The organism is Ruegeria sp. CDSB029 (genome assembly GCF_059611125.1).
Map to the genome: position 1 here is coordinate 62,083 of NZ_JBXWOX010000022.1, position 19,282 is coordinate 81,364.

Genomic DNA, 19,282 nt, shown 5'->3' on the forward strand with positions numbered 1-19,282 from the left:
GATGCAATTCAAAATCCAATGACCTCATTCGGTCGAAACTCATGTTTGGGAGGAAACAAACGTGTTCACACTTGCTAAGATCAAAACAGCCTTAACCGGCACTGTCCTAGCGGTTGCCGCTTCCATGGCACAGGCTGCGGATTTTCCCGAGCGCCCGATCGACCTGATCGTCGGCTTCAAGGCAGGCGGCGGCACCGACACCTACGCCCGTGCGCTGGCCAGCGCGGCTGACGCACATCTGGACGGTCAGCCCGTTGTTGTCGTCAATAAACCCGGCGGTGGCGGCCTTGTTGGTGGTCGCTTTGTGGCAGACCAGCCGCCCACCGGGTACACCCTCTATCTGGCGTCCGCCGGTTCGATGGTTCTGAAAAATCTGATCAAACCACAGGTTGTTTCGGAAAATGACTTCAAAATGGTCGGCACCATTGGTGAGCTGACCGCCGGCATCTTTGTCCCCACTGGTTCGCCGATCCAATCGCTGGACGAGTTGATCGAAGCAGCCAAAACTTCGGACACCAAACTGCGTTGGGGTCACACTGGTCGCGGCAACGTCTGGCACATGGCGGGTCTGGGTGTTCTGAACCCCAACGACGTCAAAGCCAAGGACGTTCCATTCAAAGGTGGCTCAGGCGTGCGTGCTGCGCTGACCAGCGCAGATGTTGATTTTGGCGTCATGGGCGCGCACCTGGGCCGTGGGTTTGAGGACGACGTGCGCCTGCTGGCCGTGTTGTCAAACGACCGTCACCCGGCGGCGCCTGATGCCCCTTCGGCCAAGGAACTGGGCGTCGACTTCATCCCAGTTTCAACCCCGATGATCGTGATGGCTCCTGCTCGTACCTCTGACGAGGTTGTTGCACAACTGTCCGATGCCTTGGTCGCGATCACTCAGGAAACTGCCTATATCGACACCCTCTCCAAGGCCGGCCTGCCGACTTCGAGCGTGAGCGGCCCCGATACCGCGTCGGCTATCGAAAACTCGAAGGTCGAGTGGGGCAAGTTGTTGGAAACCCTGGAATGACCGAGGGTGTTCAAATTGAAGTGGCGCGCAAGACTGCGCGCCACAACATTTTTGCCGGATTGGCCTTGGTGGTGCTCGCGGCTTTCTTTTTCTGGAAATCCTTCAACATCTCGCTGGATTTCATTGATGAGGAAGGCATCGGGCCAAGGTTCTTTCCACAAGCCATCTGTGTCGCCCTGGGCTTGATCGGCGTGACCATGACTGTTTTTGGCCTGCGCAAGCAAGTCGCCCCTGCTGACAAGTCAAGCTTTGAAATCAAACGTTTCCTTGCCGACGCAGTGCCGCTCTTTGCTTTGGGAATCGCTTTCGTCTGGATGTTCGGCGCCTTTGGTTACGTCACAGCCTGTTTCGTGCTGCTTTTGGTAGCCGCGTTGATCTTCGCCGTGCGTGGCCCGGCCCTGATCCTGTTGCCTGTCTGTGCGACCGTCGCGCTCTATCTGCTGTTCTTCAAGCTGATGACCGTGTTTGAACCGGAGGCGACCATTTTCAACCCCCTGGCCCTGATCGGGCTGAAGTGAGGGATATGACATGGAACTTCTGAACGGTTTCTACACCATCTTCACCACGCCCGAGACGCTTATGTTTGTAGTGCTTGGCGCGGTCCTGGGTGTCATCGTGGGTGCTGTGCCGGGGCTGACGGCCTCGGCCGCGATCGCCATGCTGGTGCCAATCACGTATTACATCGACCCGCTGTCGGCATTGGCGTTTCTTTACGTCATCGGCAAGGCTGGACGGTTCGGGGGGTCGATTTCCGCGATCCTGTTCAACACGCCTGGGACAACGGCGGCTGCGGCCACAGTAATCGACGGGCACGCGCTGACCAAGAAAGGACAGGCGGGCAAGGCGTTGAAAACGGCGACTGTGGCCTCGGTCATTGGCGACTTTGTCGGTGAGTTCATCCTGATTTTTGGCGCGCTGACTATTGCGCAGCTGACCCGAGAGCTGGGTCCGCCCGATTATTTTGCGATCTATGTCTGTGCCTTCCTGATCATCGGTTCTGTCATTTCAGACTCCGTACTCAAGGGCATCGCATCGACTCTGTTCGGGGCAACGCTGGCGATGATCGGTCTGGATCCGATTACGTCCGAGCCGCGGTTCGATTTCGGTATGGTCGAACTCTACAACGGCTTCTCACTGGTTCCGCTTCTTATTGGTCTGTTCGTGATCTCCGAAGTTTTTGCTCAGGTTTTCCCTGCGCGCAAAGGTCAAGAACATCATGACGAAATCCGCGCCAAGAATCCCGATGACGACCGCCTAAGCTGGGCCGAGGTCAAGCGCTGCCTGCCCTTCATCGGGCGTGGTTCGGTGATCGGTTCGATGGTGGGTCTGATCCCGGGTGTTGGCTCCGCTGTGGCGTGTTTTGTGGCTTATGGTTCGTCCAAGGCGAAAGCTGCAAACAAAGATGAATGGGGCAAAGGGGCGATCGAAGGCGTCGCGGCACCTGAAGCGGCCAATAACGCCGTGTCCGGTCCGTCGATGATCCCGCTTTTGGCGCTTGGTGTGCCCGGATCGACCATTGCGGCGATGCTCATGGGCGTGTTTCTGATCCATGGCATCCAAGTGGGGCCAAAGATCTTTGAGACCTCGGGCGACATCGTTTACGGTTTGTTCGCAGCCGGATTGATCGGGATCGCTCTATATGGTCTCATTGGCTGGTTTGGTGGTCCACTGATCGGTCGTGTGATCGACAAGGTGCCGCAGCGCCTGATCTATCCAACGATCCTGGCGGTGGCGCTGATCTCGGCCTACACGGCGCGCTCGTCGATGTTCGATGTCACCGTTGCCTGCCTCTTTGGTCTGATCGGCTATTTCATGCGGACTCTGAACTTCAGCCCCGCTGCCACGATCATTGCTTTTGTTCTGGCACCAGGTGCCGAACAAGCGCTGCGCCAATCGGTGCTACTGACCGATGACGGCTTTGGCATCTTCCTGCACCGTCCTGTTGCGCTGGTGTTCTTTGCCATACCGCTGGTTGCCATTGGTATTCGGATCATCGCCCGCATGCGGACGTCGAACCAAGCGCCCACGCCGCAAACCTGAAGCCATGGGTTCGGGCGTATTTGCGCCCGGACCAACCCTGCAGGATCGCTAACATGCTGGATCACCCCCCCGAATCCTTGTCTCGGTATCTCGATGCGCTGCGCATAGAGGGATTTTCCGGTGATGTCGAAAACGATGACGGCGCTCGTCTGGTCGCCGCCACGGACAACAGCATCTATCACATTACTCCCGACGCGATCCTGTTTCCCAAATCCGGCAAGGACGTCGCAATACTGGCCCGATTGGCGCAAGAGCATGACATTGCCCTGACAGCACGCGGTGGTGGAACGGGAACCAACGGGCAATCACTGAATGCGGGTGTGATTGTAGACATGTCGCGCCACATGCGGGGTATCGAGACCCTGGATCTGCAGGCAGGAACTGTCACCGTTCAGCCCGGTGTCGTGCTGGATCAGCTCAACACTTTTCTCGAACCCCACGGATTTTTCTTTGCACCCACGGTGTCGACGTCTTCTCGGGCAACAATCGGCGGTATGTTTGCCACCGATGCCAGCGGCAAAGGCAGCCGGATCTATGGGCGCATGTCTGATCATGTCATCGCAGCGGATGTGATTCTGGCCAACGGGCGGCCTGTCTCTGTCACCACTCACGGCACACTTGATGCGGAGCTTGGTCAAATGGGACATGCTCTGCGTCAGGACTTGGACGACAAGGCCGCCGAGATCGCCCGACGTTTCCCAAAGCTGAACCGGGGGCTGACCGGCTATAACCTTGATCAGGCGCGCGGCACGTCGGGTGAATTCGACTTTATCAAGCTTCTGGCCGGGTCAGAGGGGACATTGGCGCTGACCACCCAATTGACCCTGCGACTGACACCAATTCCAAAACAGCGGGCGCTGACAGTTCTGGCTTATGACGACTGCGCTTTGGCGCTCAGACATGTTCCGCATCTGGTGCAGGCAGATCCAAGCGCAATAGAATTTCTGGATGACAAGATCCTTGCCCTTGCGGCCGCCTCGCCCATGTGGAGCGAGCTTGAGGGCGTGCTGGGCCAGATCGGCGATGCTGGCGGGTTCCTGTTTGTCGAGTTCATCGGTGAAACGGTTGAAGAGGTCACAGCCGGTCAAGAACGTCTGGCCCGAATTCTGAACCAAAACCGCGTGTATGTCACAGCACAGGTGACCACGGCAGAACCCGACGAAATGTCAGCATTGTGGGAAATGCGCAAACGCTCTGTAGGACTGCTGGCCGCGGTTGAGACAAAGCGGATCGGGCTGCCTTTTGTCGAAGATGCCGCAGTACCGCCCGAAAACTTGTCAGCCTTTGTCGCCGAATTCGGCGCGCTTCTGGATCAGTTCGAGTTATCTTATGGCATGTTTGGGCATGCAGATGTCGGCTGCGTCCACGTGCGCCCAATGCTGAACATGCGAGAGCCGCAGGATCGGGCGATGATCCGCAAAGTCTCGGACGCGGTATCGGACCTGTGTCAGAAACACGGAGGCCTGATTTGGGGCGAGCATGGCAAGGGCGTGCGCGGCGAATATGTTGAACGCTATGTTGGTCCCGAGCTTTATGCGGTGATGCGCAAGATCAAGGCTTGGTTTGATCCCGACAATCGCCTGAACCCCGGCAAGTTGGTGACAGCCGCCGAAAGCGATCTGACGGTGATGAAGATCGACGCCGTACCCATGCGCGGCCCTCGCGATGCGGAAATCAACGAAGAAAACTTTGGCGCCTTCGAACGCGCGATTGCCTGCAATGGCAACGGGGCGTGCCACAACTGGGCACCTAGCGATCCAATGTGCCCGTCCTACAGGGCTACGCACGATAAGGTTCAAGCCCCCAAGGGTCGCGCCAGCCTATTCCGCGAATGGGCGCGTCTGCGCTCAACCGGCGAGGATGCCGCCCTTGTTGAAGAGGCGCTGAAACGCAGTCTGGACACGTGCCTGTCCTGCAAATCCTGCACCGGTCAATGTCCGGTCCGCGTAGATATCCCGGCGATGAAATCCGCCTTTTTGCATCAGTACTTCCAGACCCGCGCGCGCCCTGCACGCGATCACCTGCTGCGCCACATGGAGGGGCTTTCGCTTGCCCTGCGCAAGCTGCCGCGTCTGGCAAATCTGGTGTTGGGGAACAGCTTGACCAGGGCTGTGTTGAACCGGGGATTTGGCCTTGTCGATATCCCGCGCTATGCACCGCTGACCGCAGAACAGGCGGTGCAAAACGCCGGGGGTCGCATTGTTTATCCGGACACGACACCATCGAGTTGGGGTCAGAATCCGGCACTTTTGATCCTCGACAGTTTCACTGGCGCATTCGACACCGGCGTGGTTGCGCAATCAACAGCCCTGTTGAAGAAGCTGGGATTTACTGTCTGGGCCATTCCACCTGTGGCCAATGGCAAGGCACGGCAAGTGCGTGGCATGATGGATGCCTTTGAAACGCAGCGCGATCAGACAACCGCTTTTTTGTTGCGGGTCATGCCCGACGATCTGCCCTTGATCAGCCTTGAACCCGCCGTGACCGACCTGCTGAACAAGGAATACGATCTGGGCGCGCGAAAAGTCATGTCATTGGACCTATTCCTGTCTGACATTCTGCACTCACTTCCCCAAATGCCCGTTGATGACACGGGGCGCTATACCTTGTTTTCACACTGTACCGAGAAAACAGCCGACCCCGCCACCCCCCGGCGCTGGCAAGCAGTGTTTCGGCATTTCGGCCTGACGCTCGACATCGCCAGCACCGGGTGTTGCGGCATGGCTGGGCTGTTCGGCCACGAAGCCGAACACCGCGACATGTCTAGCCAACTTTTCGAAATGTCTTGGCGCGAACCCTTAAACGCTGCCGGAACTGGCGCTTTGGCGACCGGGTTTTCCTGCCGATCCCAGACGGGGCGGTATGGCAACGTCAAACCCGCACATCCCAGCTCCGCACTTTTGGCGCGGATTGAAGCGCACGCACAAAATGGAGGCCGCAATGACCACCCCTAACATGATTGTCCTGATGTCTGATGAACACGCATCCAACATCATGGGATGCGCCGGACACCCATTTATCAAGACACCCAATCTTGACCGGCTGGCCGCGCGGGGCACCTTATTCGAAAACGCCTATACCAACGCGCCCATCTGCGTGCCTGCACGCGCCAGTTTTGCAACTGGTAAATATGGCCATCAGACCGGCCATTGGGACAATGCCACACCTTACACGGGCGAGCCGAAGTCATGGGGCCATTACCTGCAGCAAAACGGTAACCCGGTGGGTTCGATCGGCAAACTGCACTACCGCAACGCATCTGACCCAGTCGGGTTGGATTTCCAGCAGATCCCGATGCATCTGGTCAACGGTGTCGGCGACGTGCTGGGATGTGTACGAGAGCCAATGCCGCGCCGTTGGAAAGCCCGCGATCTGGCCGACAGCGCAGGCGCAGGTGAGACATCCTACACCACCTACGACCGCAACATCACCGATGCAGCCTGTGAATGGATTGCCGAGCGTGGCAATGAACAGGCGGGCGACAAGCCATGGACAGTTTTCATCTCGATGGTTGCGCCCCATTTCCCGCTGACCGCACCACAGGAGTTTTATGACCTGTACAAGGACATGGATCTCAAACCTTCGAAACCCGCGCGCGAGGATGACCACCCCTGGCTCAAGGCACTGCGCCATTGCTTTGTCTACGACAATTTTAATGAGGAACGCACACAGGCCGCGCTGACCGGTTATTTTGGACTGGTCAGCTTCATGGACTACAATGTTGGTCGAATTCTGGATGCGATCGAAGCTGCTGGGCTGAACGACAACACAAATGTCATCTATGTCAGCGACCACGGCGACAACATGGGCGAGCGTGGCATGTGGGGCAAATCCAACATGTACGAAGAGGCCGCCGCCATTCCAATGATCATGGTCGGACCAGACGTGCCCGGCGGCAAGATCAGCAAGACACCGGTGTCGCTGGCAGATGTCTTTCCCACCGTACTGGAGTGCGCTGGTCTTAAGGCCAATGACCCTGAGTTGCCCGGCCGCTCGTTGTTCCGGATTGCGGCTGAGGAAGATTGCCCTGACCGCGCTGTATTCTCAGAGTATCATGCTGCCGGCGCCATGTCGGGGGCATTCATGATCCGCAAGGGCCCGTGGAAATACATTTATTACACCGGCTATGAGCCACAGCTCTTCAATCTTGACACCGACCCGGGTGAAGTCATCGATCTGGGGACCGCGCCCGAGTACGAAGCGACCCGTGCCCAACTGCATACTGAACTGCTCAAGGTTTGTGACCCGGATGCGGTTGACCGTCAGGCCAAAGCTGATCAGGCGGCGATCATCGCGAAACATGGCGGTGTTGAGGCGGTACTGGAACGTGGCGGGTTTGGCGCAACCCCTGCCCCGGGCGTTAACGCTGACTTTGTCGCGTCAAACGGCACCTCGACATGACTGGGGCCAACGCAGAAATCCCGAGCTGCGCGGCACCGGATGGGGCACCGCACGCGCCGCAATTCAAAATGCCACCGTTGGCCTGCGATTGCCATTCCCACGTGTTCGGCCCGCCAGAACTGTACCCGATGGTGCCGGACAGATTGTATACCCCTCCGGAAGCGTCATTGGCATCATATGAACATTTGCTGAAAACGTTGGGGTTTCAGCGCGCTGTTATCGTACAACCCAGCATTTACGGCACCGACAATCGTGCGACGCTTGAGGCCACGGCTACCGACCCTGAACGTTACCGTGCTGTGGTCGTGGTTGACGCTTCGATCACCGAGGATGAGTTGCAGCACATGCATGAACAGGGCGTGCGCGGAATCCGGGCCAATCTGCTGTTCAGCGGTGAAAAGGCGATGACCGAAGTACGCACTATCGCCGACAAGATCGCGCCGATGGGCTGGCATCTTCAGGTGTTGCTCGACGTCAGCGCTTTCCCCGATCTTTACGCCTTTTTCTCGACCCTGCCGCTGCAGACCGTTTTTGACCATATGGGGCACTTTCCAGTGGCAGGGGGCATCGATTCAGAAGGGTTTCAGGCTTTGTTGACCCTGATGGGCACAGGCAAGGCCTGGAGCAAACTTTCAGGCGCATATCGGATCACAGGTCGGGCTACGCTGCCTTATGAAGATGTCACACGCGTCGCGCAGGCATTGGTTGCGGCGAACCCAGATCAGGTTGTCTTTGGGACCGACTGGCCGCACCCACATATTCCGGTCGCTATGCCCAATGTCGGCGATTTGTTGGATGAATTGGCGACTTGGGCCCCATCCGCAGAAACTCGGAAAGCAATCCTGTCAGATAATCCGGCGCGCCTTTACGGCTTCTGACCTTCGGTTTGCACATGCCGAAACGTGCCTCGGATAATACCGCTGTCAAACAGTTCGTGGCAGATATCCAGCAACTCTTGCCGAACGGCCCGCGATCCCGCGTTCAGCGGCTGATTGCGTGGCCAGGTCAAGTAAACTTCGCGGATCAAATCTGGCTTGACCAAACGTTTTGCAGAGATTTCCCCGCGGCGCCAAAGTGCATCAATTGACGGCCACGGCAGCACACCCGACGTTACACCGCTGCGGATGTAGCTAAGCCTCAGCCGGGCGGATTCTGTTGTGACACGCAAGTTCAGCGCTCGACCCATCTTTTCAGCAACATCTTCGACAATTTCGCGGACAGCATGAGACTGCTGGCTCAAGACCAATGGCGTAGAGAACAAGGCTTTGACATCGATGGTTTCATCCCCGGAACAGGGTTTGTCGCCCTCTTTGCGTCGGGTCACCAAGTACAAAGGTTCCGTATAGAGATGCAGATACTCAGCCTTGGACGCTTTTTCGCGGGTCGCCAGGATACCCAGATCCACGCGGCTGTTTTCAATCATCTCTTTCACGTTCAACGCCAGCTCCTCCAGAATTCGAAGCTCGACCTCGGGATACTTCTCGGCCACCCTTTCCAACAACAACGGCGCAACGTGAACGCCCAACATCGGCGGCACGACGATCGAAACTTCACCACGGGGCGTATCCGCCTCTTTCCGGACGTCATCGGTGGCTTGCTTCATCTGCGCCACTATCTTGCGGGCGTGTTGATACAGAACTTCGCCAGCCTTTGTCGGTTTGACCCCCCGTGATGAGCGTATCAGCAATTCGGTGGTAAGTTCTTCTTCCAGATTTGCGATATGCTGGCTCAACGCGGGCTGGGCAATATGCAGTACCCTCGCGGCACTGGAAACACTGCCCTGATCAACGATTGAAATGAAATAGCGAAGCTGACGGATGTTCATATCAAACTCTAGCAATTTAAGCAGTCTAAACCACTATAGCCGTGCCAGAGAAAGAAGAAAATCTGATATCAGATCAACGCAGATCCTGCGCAAACGATGACCGCATCTGCGCCGCCCAAATACCATCAATCCGTGTAACCACCCACAGCGAAGGAAAAGACACCAAGGGCAGCCCGTCGTGGTCGAACCGGTTCACCATTACGTCCAAATGCACTTTGCTTTGGCTGGATTGCAGCACGTTCAGATGCCCCCATTCGGTATGGCCCCAATCGCCCCCAGCCCTCGTCTTAAAATCGCTGAAATAGCTGTCTGGGGTTTCCCAGATCTTTACCGCCTCGCCGGACAATCGATAATGTGGAAAGTGGAGCGTCTTTGATATGCCCGTGGCATCACGCGCATTCAGTGCCTGCACATGGCGATGCATGACCTCTTTGGCGGCCGCAATTGCGTCATTGTTCATTTGTGCCCCACTTTCGAACCGACGGATCCAATCAGAGATCCCAGATTTGGTAAAAACAGTATCAACGCGGGATTCGGTTCAAAAATACCTTTTTGATATGAGTGTTAGAAGAAATTCGGATCACGAGCTGATGGATTAGCTCGTGCACGGATTGAATAATTCCGGCAAGTTGGTTCCCAAAACACACCAAATTGGCACCAAGTCAGGGTTCAGAAATGTCCGCCAGAATGCCCAAAATTCCCTCACTCAGGCTGTTTGTTGAGGTCATGCAGGCAGGGACAATCGCAAGCGTCGCTGAGAAGATGCATTTGACGCCATCTGCGGCCAGCAGAATGCTATCGGCGTTAGAGCGTGATCTGGAACTGAAACTGTTTAGCAGAGAACGGCAGCGCCTGATCCCTACCGAGGCAGCTGAAACCTTTTTACCCGAAGCAATTCGAGCGCTCAGTGTCGTAGATGAGCTGCCGCGAATTTCCGATGCCATTCGGAATGGCGCGACCAAGGAGCAGACGATCCGGATACTCGGGTTTCCGCGAATGGCCGAGCAAATTCTCCCAAGCGCTGTTCGCCGCTATTACCGTGAGACCAAGTCCAACACTCGTGTCAGCATCAGCGTTGAGGCCCGACATAGTATCAAACGTTGGGCTGCATCGCGCATGTTCGACATTGCACTCACGACGGTTCCCGTTGTGCATGCCGGCGTTCGCGGAGAGCCAATCATCGACTTTCCCTTGTGCGTTACTTTACCTCGGACACATGGTTTGTCTGACCAACGTGAAATTCCTGTTCAGGCTTTGGCCAATGAACCTCTGTCGCTGATAGAGAGCGGTTCGATCATGCGTCAACGCATTGCTCGGGTGTTCGACAGCGCGGGGCTGATCCCAAACGTTCGGCAAGAAAGCGGAACGGTTGACGTCGCGATCAATATCGGGCTGGCAGTCGGCAGTTTGACCATTACGGACGGCATTTTCTCCAAGGCCCTGCTTGGGGAAACCCATGTGCTGCGCCGCATTAATACACAGCATTCTATTCCTGTTGGCTTCGTCGTCCCCGTCGACAATGAAGTCGACGGAGCCGCTGCACTCATGAAAGAAGCGATCCGACATGAGGTTCTGGCGTATAGGCAAGAATTGGACAAGATACTGGATGCCGACTAATCGGCAGGCTCAGATCTTCTCCAGATTGACTTTCTTGCCGGGAATGGGCGAGGCCGCAATGGAGCCGGAGTTTCTTACCGCGTCATAGCCGCCCAACTCATCAATCCGGGCCAACTGATCAGCCTTGCTGAGCGCGTTCAGCTCTTCGGGATTGACCATCTCGCACAGCAGTGCCGAAAGCTCTGCCTCTTTTGGGTGGGTGTTCCCACCGGCCAGCAAATCGATTGCTTCATCAGGGTCAGTCGCCAGATTAAAAAGCTGGGCGGGCATATCGACGTGATAGATCAGTTTCCAGTCACCCTGCCGTATCAGGAAACTGGAATTTACACTTCCCATCGCATGATATTCGGAAAAACCCGTTCTCTGTGGCTGCTCGCCATTGATCACTTGCAAAAGCGAACAACCCGGCAGGCCCCCGTCCTTTGGGGTTGGCACGTCGAACAGATCCAAAATAGTCGGGAACAGGTCCACATGACTGACACAATCTGAAACCGCCCTACCCTCCGGCAATCCCGGACCAGCCAAAATTAGTGGAACACCGGCGGAATGCTCATACAGATTGGCCTTGCCCAGAATACCATGAGCACCAATTGCCTCTCCGTGATCCGATGTGTAAGCTATCCGCGTGGCGTCAGTCAGGCCCAGTTCTTCAGCCATATCAATTACTTTGCCAATTTCTGCGTCGGTCTGAGTGATCAGGGCGCAGTATCCGGCATAAGCATTTCGCAAGAATGTTTCGTCCATGCCCTGAGGCAACTGATTCATCCACGCAAGATACGCCATAGCTGGATGGTCATAGCGATCAGACGCATCCCACGTGGACGGCAAAGGCATGTCTTCCGGAGGGTACAGATCCCAGAACTCCTGTTTCGCCCGGAACGCGGGATGCGGACTGGGATAAGACACGATCAAGGCCCACGGCTCAGCGTTGTCGGCATTGGTGCGCAACCAGTCGATTGCGCGTTCGGTGATCTGGCGGTCATAAATCTGGTAATCTGTCTCTCCCGGCCCAGAATTCCCATAGATTGCCTTGTGACCCGCCCGACTTGGTACTCCATCTTCAGTTGCTCGCAACAACGTCAGCGGGGATCCAATGCCATCGACAACGTGCATCGTGTGAATTTCCTCGGCAAACCCATTGTCATCTTGCTCTGACCGATAATGCAGTTTCCCAATTGCAGTGACTGGCACGTTTGCGTCGCGCAGCCGATGGTGCCAGGTCTTAACTGATCCATCATACATCGTCGCGTTATCCCAGAACCTGGTTTGGTGAGGATACTGGCCCGTGGCGATCGCTGCGCGAGCTGGGCAACACAAAGTTGTGGCGGCGTAAGCGTTTTCAAAACGAACCCCACGCCCGGCAAGTTTGTCCAGGCTCGGGGTGAGCACAATTGAATGCCCCGCTGCGCCAAGAAAGTTGCGCGCATGATTGTCTGTCACAAAAAAGATAAAATTGCCGGGCGTTGCCATGGAGTTTCCTCAGATCAAATCCATTTACGCAATGTCATAACGGCAACTACCACGCGAGTTCGTGCAAAATTGGAAACAACTGGTTCGAAATTGACCAGCTTGACTCAGGAATTCAATTGGATCTGCGGCTCAAAAGCTCCGCGGCTTGCCCCAGTTCTCAAAACATGTGCGCAAACGGCAACTTACGCCTGGAGTCTGTCCATTCAAACATTTTGCCGAACTAGCCGGTTAACACCGATACGATCGCTGATTCAGCTCGCCATGCTCAAAAATTTGCAACAGAACCATAGGCGTGCCAGTAAATCGCCGCCACTGGCCCTTCCAAAAGTTTGCGACACATCCCATTCATTCAGAGGGTACGCCACATGTGCAGGTTCAAGACCATTGCTTCAGCGGCGGCAACGCTCGACGGAAGCGAAGTGTCGCACATGATCCATAGCGGCCAACTCACGCCCGAACTTTGTCCATTTCAGCAGTTCGCTGAGCTCGCCACCTGACTCACAAGCGAGTGCTCAAACAACTCAACGGGCTCAAATCTTGGCAACAAAACCAGATGAAGGTACTGTTCAGTGGGTCAACAGCTCTGACGGATGACAGAAAAAGATGCACGCTGCCTTAGTGTGGCCCCTAAGCACCGGTACCATTGAACTCGTCAAACGCTTCCAGCGCTTTTGCGCCAAAGGCGATCGAAGGACCGCCACCCATATAGCCGATCATCTCCAATGCTTCGCAAAACTCCTCGCGGGTAGTGCCGAGCCGGAAAAGCGATTTGGTGTGAAACCCGATACAACTGTCGCAACGCGTCGAAATTGCAATGCCCAGGGCGATCAGCTCCTTGGTCTTTTCATCCAGCGCGCCATTGCGTTTGGCGGCTTTGGACATCGAGTTGAACCCCTCGAACATACCCGGGGCCTGTTTCTGCAAAACGCCTATACGTTCCATTGTTTCAGTGAGAAATCCGCTCCAGGACATCGTGTCTTTCCTTTTCTTGACTGGTTCTGTTAGCTGACAATATGCGATTGGAAGAGATGACCTGGACCGAGGTCGAGACATACCTCAAAACCCGAAAGGGAGTTATTCTGCCGACCGGGTCCATCGAACAGCACGGACCCATCGGTCTGATCGGTACGGATGCCATTTGCGCGCGCGAGATCGCCTGGGCTGCGGCCGATATCGCTAGCGCGATAGTGGCACCCGAACTGGCTTACGCCCCTGCGCCGTTCAACATGAGCTTTCCGGGCACCGTCTCGCTGAGCACCGGTCTCTACGGCGATCTGGCGAAAGAGGTTATGCATGGGCTGGCCCACCATGGATTCTCGATGATCTATGTTTTGAACGGCCACGGTGCCAACCTTGAGCCCTTGCGGAAGGCGGCCCACGACGTAAGTGCGACAGTCCGAATTCGGAGCTGGTGGGACTTTGACCGGGTCAACAAACTCCGACGTGGCTATTACGGCGACTGGGAGGGTATGCACGCCACCCCATCCGAGGTCGCGATTACACAGGCCACCCATCGCGTTGTTCAGGCCAGAGTCACGAGTCCTCCGCGCAAGCTTTCTGCCGAGTACATCGCGGCCCACGCGGGTGACCGCCATGGGCCGCCCGATGAACATCGGCGCGACTTTCCCGATGGGCGCGTTGGGTCCTATTCTGAACTGGCCCGACCCGAACACGGGCGTGAACTCGTCAATGCCGCGGCGCAGGCCGTCGCCGCGGATTTCGCCAGCTTTGTTCATTGATCAGCGGCTTTCGTCCGATCTCATTTTTCGTTCCAGCCAGCGCACGAAGAAGCTGATGATCAGGACGAGAACAAGATATTCAAAGATCAAAAGCGTATAGATCTCAAGCGGTCGGTATTCCGTCACGACCAACTCGTTGGCACGGCGCGTCAACTCCTGCATCCCGATCACCGAGGCAAAGGCGGACATCTTTACGATATAGATGAACTGGTTCGCCAACGGGGGTAGAATCCGCTTGATCGCCTGCGGCAGGATCACATACTGCATCGTCTGGCGGTAGTTCAGGCCAACAGTTTTTGCCGCTTCGGTCTGACCCTTGTCAATCGACTGGATGCCCGAGCGGTAGATCTCGGCGGTGAAGGCACTATCCGAAATGGCCAGCGTGATGATCGCGCCCCAGAACGCGTCGATGCTGATATTGATACCGATTGATTTCAGAACAACCGGGAATCCGTAAAATACCCAGAACAACATCGGCAGGAGCGGTATGGCGCGGATGAATTCAATGTAGACCCTGCTTGGTAACCGCAGCCATCGGTTTGAAGACATGCCCGGCAGGGCAACCAGAAGCCCGATGGCCATTGATAGAACGGCGGCAATCAACGACAGGCTGATCGTCGACCAGAAACCCGACAAAAGAAATCGGATGTTGTTCTGACCCGTTTCTGTAGAGGGGTTGACGACGTACCATCCCCAGTTGCCCGAAGAACTACAACCGGCGAGAATGACAAGCGCACAAAGAGCGACAAGCGTTGTACGTTTCATGTGATACCCCTTAGTGCTGAAGGATCTGGCTGAGGAAAAGCTTGCAACGTTCTGATTTAGGTGCCTCGAAGAAATCTTCGGGTGTACCTGTTTCGATCACCTCGCCCTGATCCATAAAGATCATCCGGTCCGCTGCCTTGCGCGCGAACCCCATCTCGTGGGTGACGCAGATCATCGTCATTCCCTCTTGGGCAAGATCCACGATCACGTCGAGCACTTCTGAAATCATTTCGGGGTCTAGCGCCGAGGTGGGCTCGTCAAAAAGCATGATCTTGGGCTCCATGCAAAGTGAGCGCGCTATGGCGACCCGTTGTTGCTGACCACCGGAAAGTTCGGTTGGCCGCTTGTGCGCCTGATCAGGAATCCGGACTCGTTCGAGATATGTCATGGCGCGTTCTTCCGCGTCCGATTTCGACAGGCCACGTGCCTTGATTGGTCCTAGCGTCAGATTTTGGAGAATTGTCAGGTGGGGGAACAAGTTGAACTGCTGAAACACCATGCCAACCTCGGATCGGATTTCTTCGGCGGCCTTTTTGTCCGTCATTTTGATCCCGTCGACCGTGATCGAACCGGAATCATGCTCCTCCAGAGAATTCACACATCGTATGAGCGTTGATTTGCCGGATCCCGAAGGCCCGCATACAACAATTCTTTCCCCAAGCGAGACATCCAGATTGATGTCTCTGAGCGCGTGATAGTCTCCGTACCACTTATTCAAGTCGCGGATTGTGATGACCGGCGATGCATCTGACATAGACCTGCCCCTTTGAGATTGTTAGCGTAAGACTAGCTTTGCCTTCAAATTAAAACTATACAAAATGTGATAAATACAGACATAAATCTGGTTGCGAACGCGCGAACAAAAGGGGAGGAAGCGATGAAGCTGCTGAAATCAATGGGCCTGGCCGCGGGTCTTGTACTTGGAATGCTCACAGGGGCGGCCAATGCCCAATCGGCTCTGAATGACATACTGAACAATGGGGTGCTGAAAGTCGGGACAACCGGCGACTGGAACCCGATGTCCGTCCGGGATCCGGCAACCAATTCCTACAAGGGATATGATATCGACGTCATGACCCAACTCGCCGAAGATCTGGGCGTGGAGCTTGAATTCGTGGCAACGGATTGGAAGACCCTGGTAAACGGTGTCGTTGCCGGGAACTATCACATTACAGGTTCGGCCTCTATCAGCCCGCCCCGCCTGAAAGCTGCCGGGTATTCGAATAGCTATATCTCAGTTGAAATCTATCCCTTTACGACTGAAGAAAAGGCTGAAAACTTCTCGGATTGGGACTCGATCAACAACGGGGAAGTCAAGGTTGCGACCACCTTGGGGACGACATTCGAGAAAAGCGTCCGCGAGTGGTTCCCTGACGCTGACATCAAGGTCGTTGAGGCCCCGGCGCGCGGTTTCCAGGAGGTTCTGGCAGGGCGCGCTGATGTTTTCATCACATCGAATATCGAAGGTTCGACCCTGCTCGAAAAATTCCCAAACCTGCGTCAGATTGAAGTAAATGAGGCGCGTGCGCCGACACCGATCGCGATGCTGATGCCCCAAAGCGATCAGGTATGGATCAACTATGTGAACAGCTGGATCGAACTGCGTCAGTCGCAGGGATTCTTCGCGGCGACCGCCGCAAAATGGGGCCTGTAACGTTCTGACTTTGACATTGTAAAAGGCCCGCTGCGATAATCAATCGGTGGGCCTTTTCTGTGCGCTACGTCAGTAATCGAGATGTCAGGAGAGACCGATATGCGCATTGACATGCATTCCCATTACTACGGTGGTGGGCTGGTCGAGACTTTGCGCGCCCGAAAGTCGCATCCTCGCCTCAGAACACGCACAGATGGTGTCACTGTGATGTCAGCGATGAATGGAGAATTTCCGTTCACCGATGCCTATCATGACCCGCAAGTGTGTCTGGCCGAAATGCGAAAGCAGGGACTGACGCACCGCTTGCTGACCTTCCCCGGAGCACTTGGCGCTGATCTGTTGCCCGCCACGGAAATTGCACCGGTTATCTCTGCCTTTAACGATCACCTTGCCCAGTTGGGAATTGATAGCGATGGTGCACTGATCGGGTTGGCCGGAGTTCCGCTGGATGATCTTGATATTGCCTGTGCAGAGCTTCGCCGTGTTCGTCGCGATCTGGGTTTGCCTGGAATTATTTTGCCGTCGAACTATTTCAACTCTTTGGCCGAAGCTGACACATTGCGACCGCTATTGGAAGCGGCAAACGAATACGGCTGTCACATCATGCTGCACCCTGGTCTGAAAGTCGGGCAAAACCCGCCGCCGCGCCCTGCGGACCTGACGCAATATCGACTGTCCGCAGTGGAACTGCAATCCAGCGCTTCTCAGGTCGCCTTGACCATGATCATGTCAGACCTGTTGGATTCTTACCCGGCTGTTTCCTTTCAGATAGTTAATTTGGGCGGCACGCTCCCCTTTATTTTTGAGCGGTTAGAAAGCATTGCGCGGCATCGCAACCCGGATGATCCGTTCCCGACCCAGCGTCTGCGTCGGCTCTGGTACGATTGCGCTTCGCTTGGGCCACGTGCGTTGGAGGCAGCTGTTAAGCTTTTGGGCGCAGACAGAATTATGCTGGGATCGGATTATCCGATCTTCACGGACGATCCTTATACTCATGCGGTTGTTCCGGCAGCACTGACCGCCGAAGAAAAGGAGCAGGTGACGTGGAAAACAGCGAACGCATTGCTGAGCCACCTGTCGAAACTTCGCACGCAAAAATGCACCCCGGGCTAATTTCAACGCGTGACGGCTAGGTTACCTCCCATGGTAGATTGAGGTTCTCTTGCCCGCTACCGGTTCGTGAGGCGCGCCAATAACGTAATGCTGTCCTCGAGCCCGATGACTGTGAAATTGCCATCCTCAAGGATCGCAGCCTCAGTGGGCTCAACCCTGTGTCCGTCGATAGAGCAGCCCTTGTACACTGAAAACAGACACAGAACTTCGTTCGGACCCGCTTGGAGCTCATGAGTGTCCTCACCGGTCAGGCAATCCACGGATGCAGCGCACTGAACAGAATCATAGATTACATTAATATTGCGCACTGGACCCGCTATCAGCCGACACCACAATTCCAGATCGCCTGAGAACCTGAGTGGATCGGAAAACCGCGCGTTCAACGGTGTCGCCGGACCAACCAGATCAAAGCCATCTCCCTCGACAACGGTCAGGATACGAGACATGTCCGGAAATGTGGAAAATGGCCCGTCAGCTTCGACGTCAGCAAGGCTCACACGCCAGATGACGCCCTGCTCGCCACTTGCCCGTGCAATTTCTCGCGTGGTCCCCATGCCGTTTTTCCACAGGATGGGCTCCAGGGTTCTGGTTCGGACATGCTTCATTGCTGCTCGCATTTCGGGTTGGTCATAGGAAGGCTGCGTATGCTTGCTGTTGTTCGAATTGGGCGCGCCGACGGTTGCAATCCCTCGCCGCATACGAGTACAAACATTATGCAATAAATTTAGACATATTATAGGCCATTTGTCGTGCGGGTGAGCTATCAGGATATAAAATCAAACATCCTAGGCCGCATCCGCGACAACACCTGGCCGCCCGGCGCGGTAGTGCCTGGTGAGATTCAGCTTGCCAAGGAATTTGGCTGTGCGCGGGCCACGGTAAACCGTGCAATGCGCGAACTAGTTGATGATGGCGTTCTTGAGCGTAAGCGCAAGGCAGGAACACGGGTTAAAACAGCCCCGACGCGCCAGGCCCGGATCACAATTCCGCTTATTCGGGAAGAAATCACCAACCTAGGGGCCACCTATCGATATTCGCTTGTAGAGCGCGAGGTCATCGCCGCCCCCGGCTGGTTGCGTGCTCAGGTCAAGATCCCAAAAGGGGGTGAGGTTCTGCATCTCAGATGTATGCACTTTGCCTCAAACAAAGCCTTTCAGTTCGAAGAGCGCTGGATCAATCTTGCGACCATCCCTCAGGCACGCGATCAGTCGTTCGAAGAAATTGGGCCAAACGAGTGGCTTGTCCGTGAGGTTCCGTTTACCGAGATCGAACTGACGTTTTCAGCGACCAACGCCAATCTGGAGGTTGCGGAGTTCCTGGGGGAAAACGAAGGAACGGCCTTGTTCACCATCGAAAGAACCACTTGGCTGGAGGAGAACAACGTGACTCATGCCAAACTCTATTTTCCTTCTGGTTACAAAATGACGACCAAGCTGTGATGGCATTCGCATTGCGTTGGTGGCAACCTCGGAAAGGCATCTGTTGTAGACGGTTCTGTCGCAAACATTTGGAGCGGCCAAAGTCAGCGACTTACTGGATACACCTATCCTGCGATCTCTGCGTATAGCTGGAAGCCAGACGTCGTATTGCTGGGGAATTGCCGCTTCCGGATCATGTTGGCGACTTCGATGCCGTCCAGT

18 protein-coding genes are annotated in these 19,282 nt (G+C 55.7%); 11 read left to right on the forward strand and 7 right to left on the reverse strand.

Going from position 1 to position 19,282, the window contains the following annotated elements:
* Window positions 1-61 precede the first annotated feature (61 nt).
* From AC2FI8_RS20455 to AC2FI8_RS20480, 6 genes are read left to right on the forward strand one after another with little or no spacing between them, the layout of a single operon-like run.
* Window positions 62-1,018, forward strand: a complete 957-nt coding sequence (locus AC2FI8_RS20455; RefSeq protein WP_496780773.1) for a tripartite tricarboxylate transporter substrate binding protein — start codon at window positions 62-64, stop codon at window positions 1,016-1,018.
* Window positions 1,015-1,536: a tripartite tricarboxylate transporter TctB family protein gene (locus tag AC2FI8_RS20460; protein WP_496780774.1), complete on the forward strand. Its 522-nt coding sequence runs from the start codon at window positions 1,015-1,017 to the stop codon at window positions 1,534-1,536. Before AC2FI8_RS20455 ends, AC2FI8_RS20460 begins: the two co-directional genes overlap by 4 nt.
* A 10-nt stretch (window positions 1,537-1,546) precedes the next feature.
* Window positions 1,547-3,058, forward strand: a complete 1,512-nt coding sequence (locus AC2FI8_RS20465; protein ID WP_496740977.1) for a tripartite tricarboxylate transporter permease — start codon at window positions 1,547-1,549, stop codon at window positions 3,056-3,058.
* 53 nt (window positions 3,059-3,111) lie between these two features.
* Window positions 3,112-6,012, forward strand: a complete 2,901-nt coding sequence (locus AC2FI8_RS20470) for an FAD-binding and (Fe-S)-binding domain-containing protein (RefSeq protein WP_496780775.1) — start codon at window positions 3,112-3,114, stop codon at window positions 6,010-6,012.
* Window positions 5,999-7,459 (forward strand): sulfatase family protein, encoded by a 1,461-nt coding sequence (locus AC2FI8_RS20475; protein WP_496780776.1) that lies wholly within the window; start codon window positions 5,999-6,001, stop codon window positions 7,457-7,459. The genes AC2FI8_RS20470 and AC2FI8_RS20475 overlap by 14 nt, the downstream gene beginning before the upstream one ends.
* Window positions 7,456-8,337: an amidohydrolase family protein gene (locus tag AC2FI8_RS20480; protein ID WP_496780777.1), complete on the forward strand. Its 882-nt coding sequence runs from the start codon at window positions 7,456-7,458 to the stop codon at window positions 8,335-8,337. The genes AC2FI8_RS20475 and AC2FI8_RS20480 overlap by 4 nt, the downstream gene beginning before the upstream one ends.
* On the opposite strand, the gene AC2FI8_RS20485 is transcribed toward AC2FI8_RS20480, so the two are convergent.
* A complete protein-coding gene (locus tag AC2FI8_RS20485) occupies window positions 8,325-9,284 on the reverse strand; it encodes a LysR family transcriptional regulator (protein WP_496725753.1) in 960 nt (319 codons plus the stop codon). The two genes, AC2FI8_RS20480 and AC2FI8_RS20485, sit on opposite strands and share 13 nt — an antisense overlap.
* Before the next feature lie 73 nt (window positions 9,285-9,357).
* On the reverse strand, window positions 9,358-9,744 hold the full coding sequence (locus AC2FI8_RS20490) for a hypothetical protein (RefSeq protein ID WP_496780778.1): 387 nt from the start codon (window positions 9,742-9,744) through the stop codon (window positions 9,358-9,360).
* A 215-nt stretch (window positions 9,745-9,959) separates the two neighbouring features.
* On the opposite strand from AC2FI8_RS20490, the gene AC2FI8_RS20495 reads away from it, so the two are divergent.
* The gene (locus AC2FI8_RS20495) at window positions 9,960-10,901 is read left to right on the forward strand and encodes a LysR family transcriptional regulator (protein ID WP_496780779.1); all 942 of its coding nucleotides are present in this window, start codon (window positions 9,960-9,962) and stop codon (window positions 10,899-10,901) included.
* A 9-nt stretch (window positions 10,902-10,910) separates the two neighbouring features.
* Here AC2FI8_RS20495 and AC2FI8_RS20500 read toward each other — a convergent pair whose 3' ends face one another.
* Together AC2FI8_RS20500 and AC2FI8_RS20505 are read right to left on the reverse strand one after the other, a co-directional pair.
* On the reverse strand, window positions 10,911-12,371 hold the full coding sequence (locus tag AC2FI8_RS20500) for a sulfatase family protein (RefSeq protein ID WP_496780780.1): 1,461 nt from the start codon (window positions 12,369-12,371) through the stop codon (window positions 10,911-10,913).
* A 627-nt stretch (window positions 12,372-12,998) separates the two neighbouring features.
* Window positions 12,999-13,343, reverse strand: coding sequence for a carboxymuconolactone decarboxylase family protein (locus AC2FI8_RS20505; protein ID WP_496780781.1), 345 nt, complete (start codon window positions 13,341-13,343; stop codon window positions 12,999-13,001).
* A 41-nt stretch (window positions 13,344-13,384) separates the two neighbouring features.
* Here AC2FI8_RS20505 and AC2FI8_RS20510 point away from each other — a divergent pair, with 41 nt between their 5' ends.
* On the forward strand, window positions 13,385-14,110 hold the full coding sequence (locus AC2FI8_RS20510) for a creatininase family protein (RefSeq protein WP_496780782.1): 726 nt from the start codon (window positions 13,385-13,387) through the stop codon (window positions 14,108-14,110).
* Here AC2FI8_RS20510 and AC2FI8_RS20515 read toward each other — a convergent pair whose 3' ends face one another.
* Both AC2FI8_RS20515 and AC2FI8_RS20520 read right to left on the reverse strand, forming a co-directional pair.
* Window positions 14,111-14,875 (reverse strand): amino acid ABC transporter permease, encoded by a 765-nt coding sequence (locus tag AC2FI8_RS20515; protein ID WP_496725759.1) that lies wholly within the window; start codon window positions 14,873-14,875, stop codon window positions 14,111-14,113.
* A gap of 10 nt (window positions 14,876-14,885) precedes the next feature.
* Window positions 14,886-15,629, reverse strand: coding sequence for an amino acid ABC transporter ATP-binding protein (locus AC2FI8_RS20520; RefSeq protein ID WP_496725760.1), 744 nt, complete (start codon window positions 15,627-15,629; stop codon window positions 14,886-14,888).
* Window positions 15,630-15,752: 123 nt separating this feature from the next.
* Here AC2FI8_RS20520 and AC2FI8_RS20525 point away from each other — a divergent pair, with 123 nt between their 5' ends.
* Entirely contained in the window at window positions 15,753-16,529 is a 777-nt protein-coding gene (locus tag AC2FI8_RS20525; RefSeq protein WP_496780783.1) for a transporter substrate-binding domain-containing protein, read from the forward strand.
* Between the two features lie 99 nt (window positions 16,530-16,628).
* A complete protein-coding gene (locus tag AC2FI8_RS20530; protein WP_496780784.1) occupies window positions 16,629-17,642 on the forward strand; it encodes an amidohydrolase family protein in 1,014 nt (337 codons plus the stop codon).
* A 56-nt stretch (window positions 17,643-17,698) separates the two neighbouring features.
* On the opposite strand, the gene AC2FI8_RS20535 is transcribed toward AC2FI8_RS20530, so the two are convergent.
* On the reverse strand, window positions 17,699-18,340 hold the full coding sequence (locus AC2FI8_RS20535) for a HutD/Ves family protein (protein WP_496780785.1): 642 nt from the start codon (window positions 18,338-18,340) through the stop codon (window positions 17,699-17,701).
* 57 nt (window positions 18,341-18,397) lie between these two features.
* On the opposite strand from AC2FI8_RS20535, the gene hutC reads away from it, so the two are divergent.
* A complete protein-coding gene (gene hutC, locus AC2FI8_RS20540) occupies window positions 18,398-19,081 on the forward strand; it encodes a histidine utilization transcriptional repressor HutC (protein ID WP_496780786.1) in 684 nt (227 codons plus the stop codon).
* Window positions 19,082-19,282 lie beyond the last annotated feature (201 nt).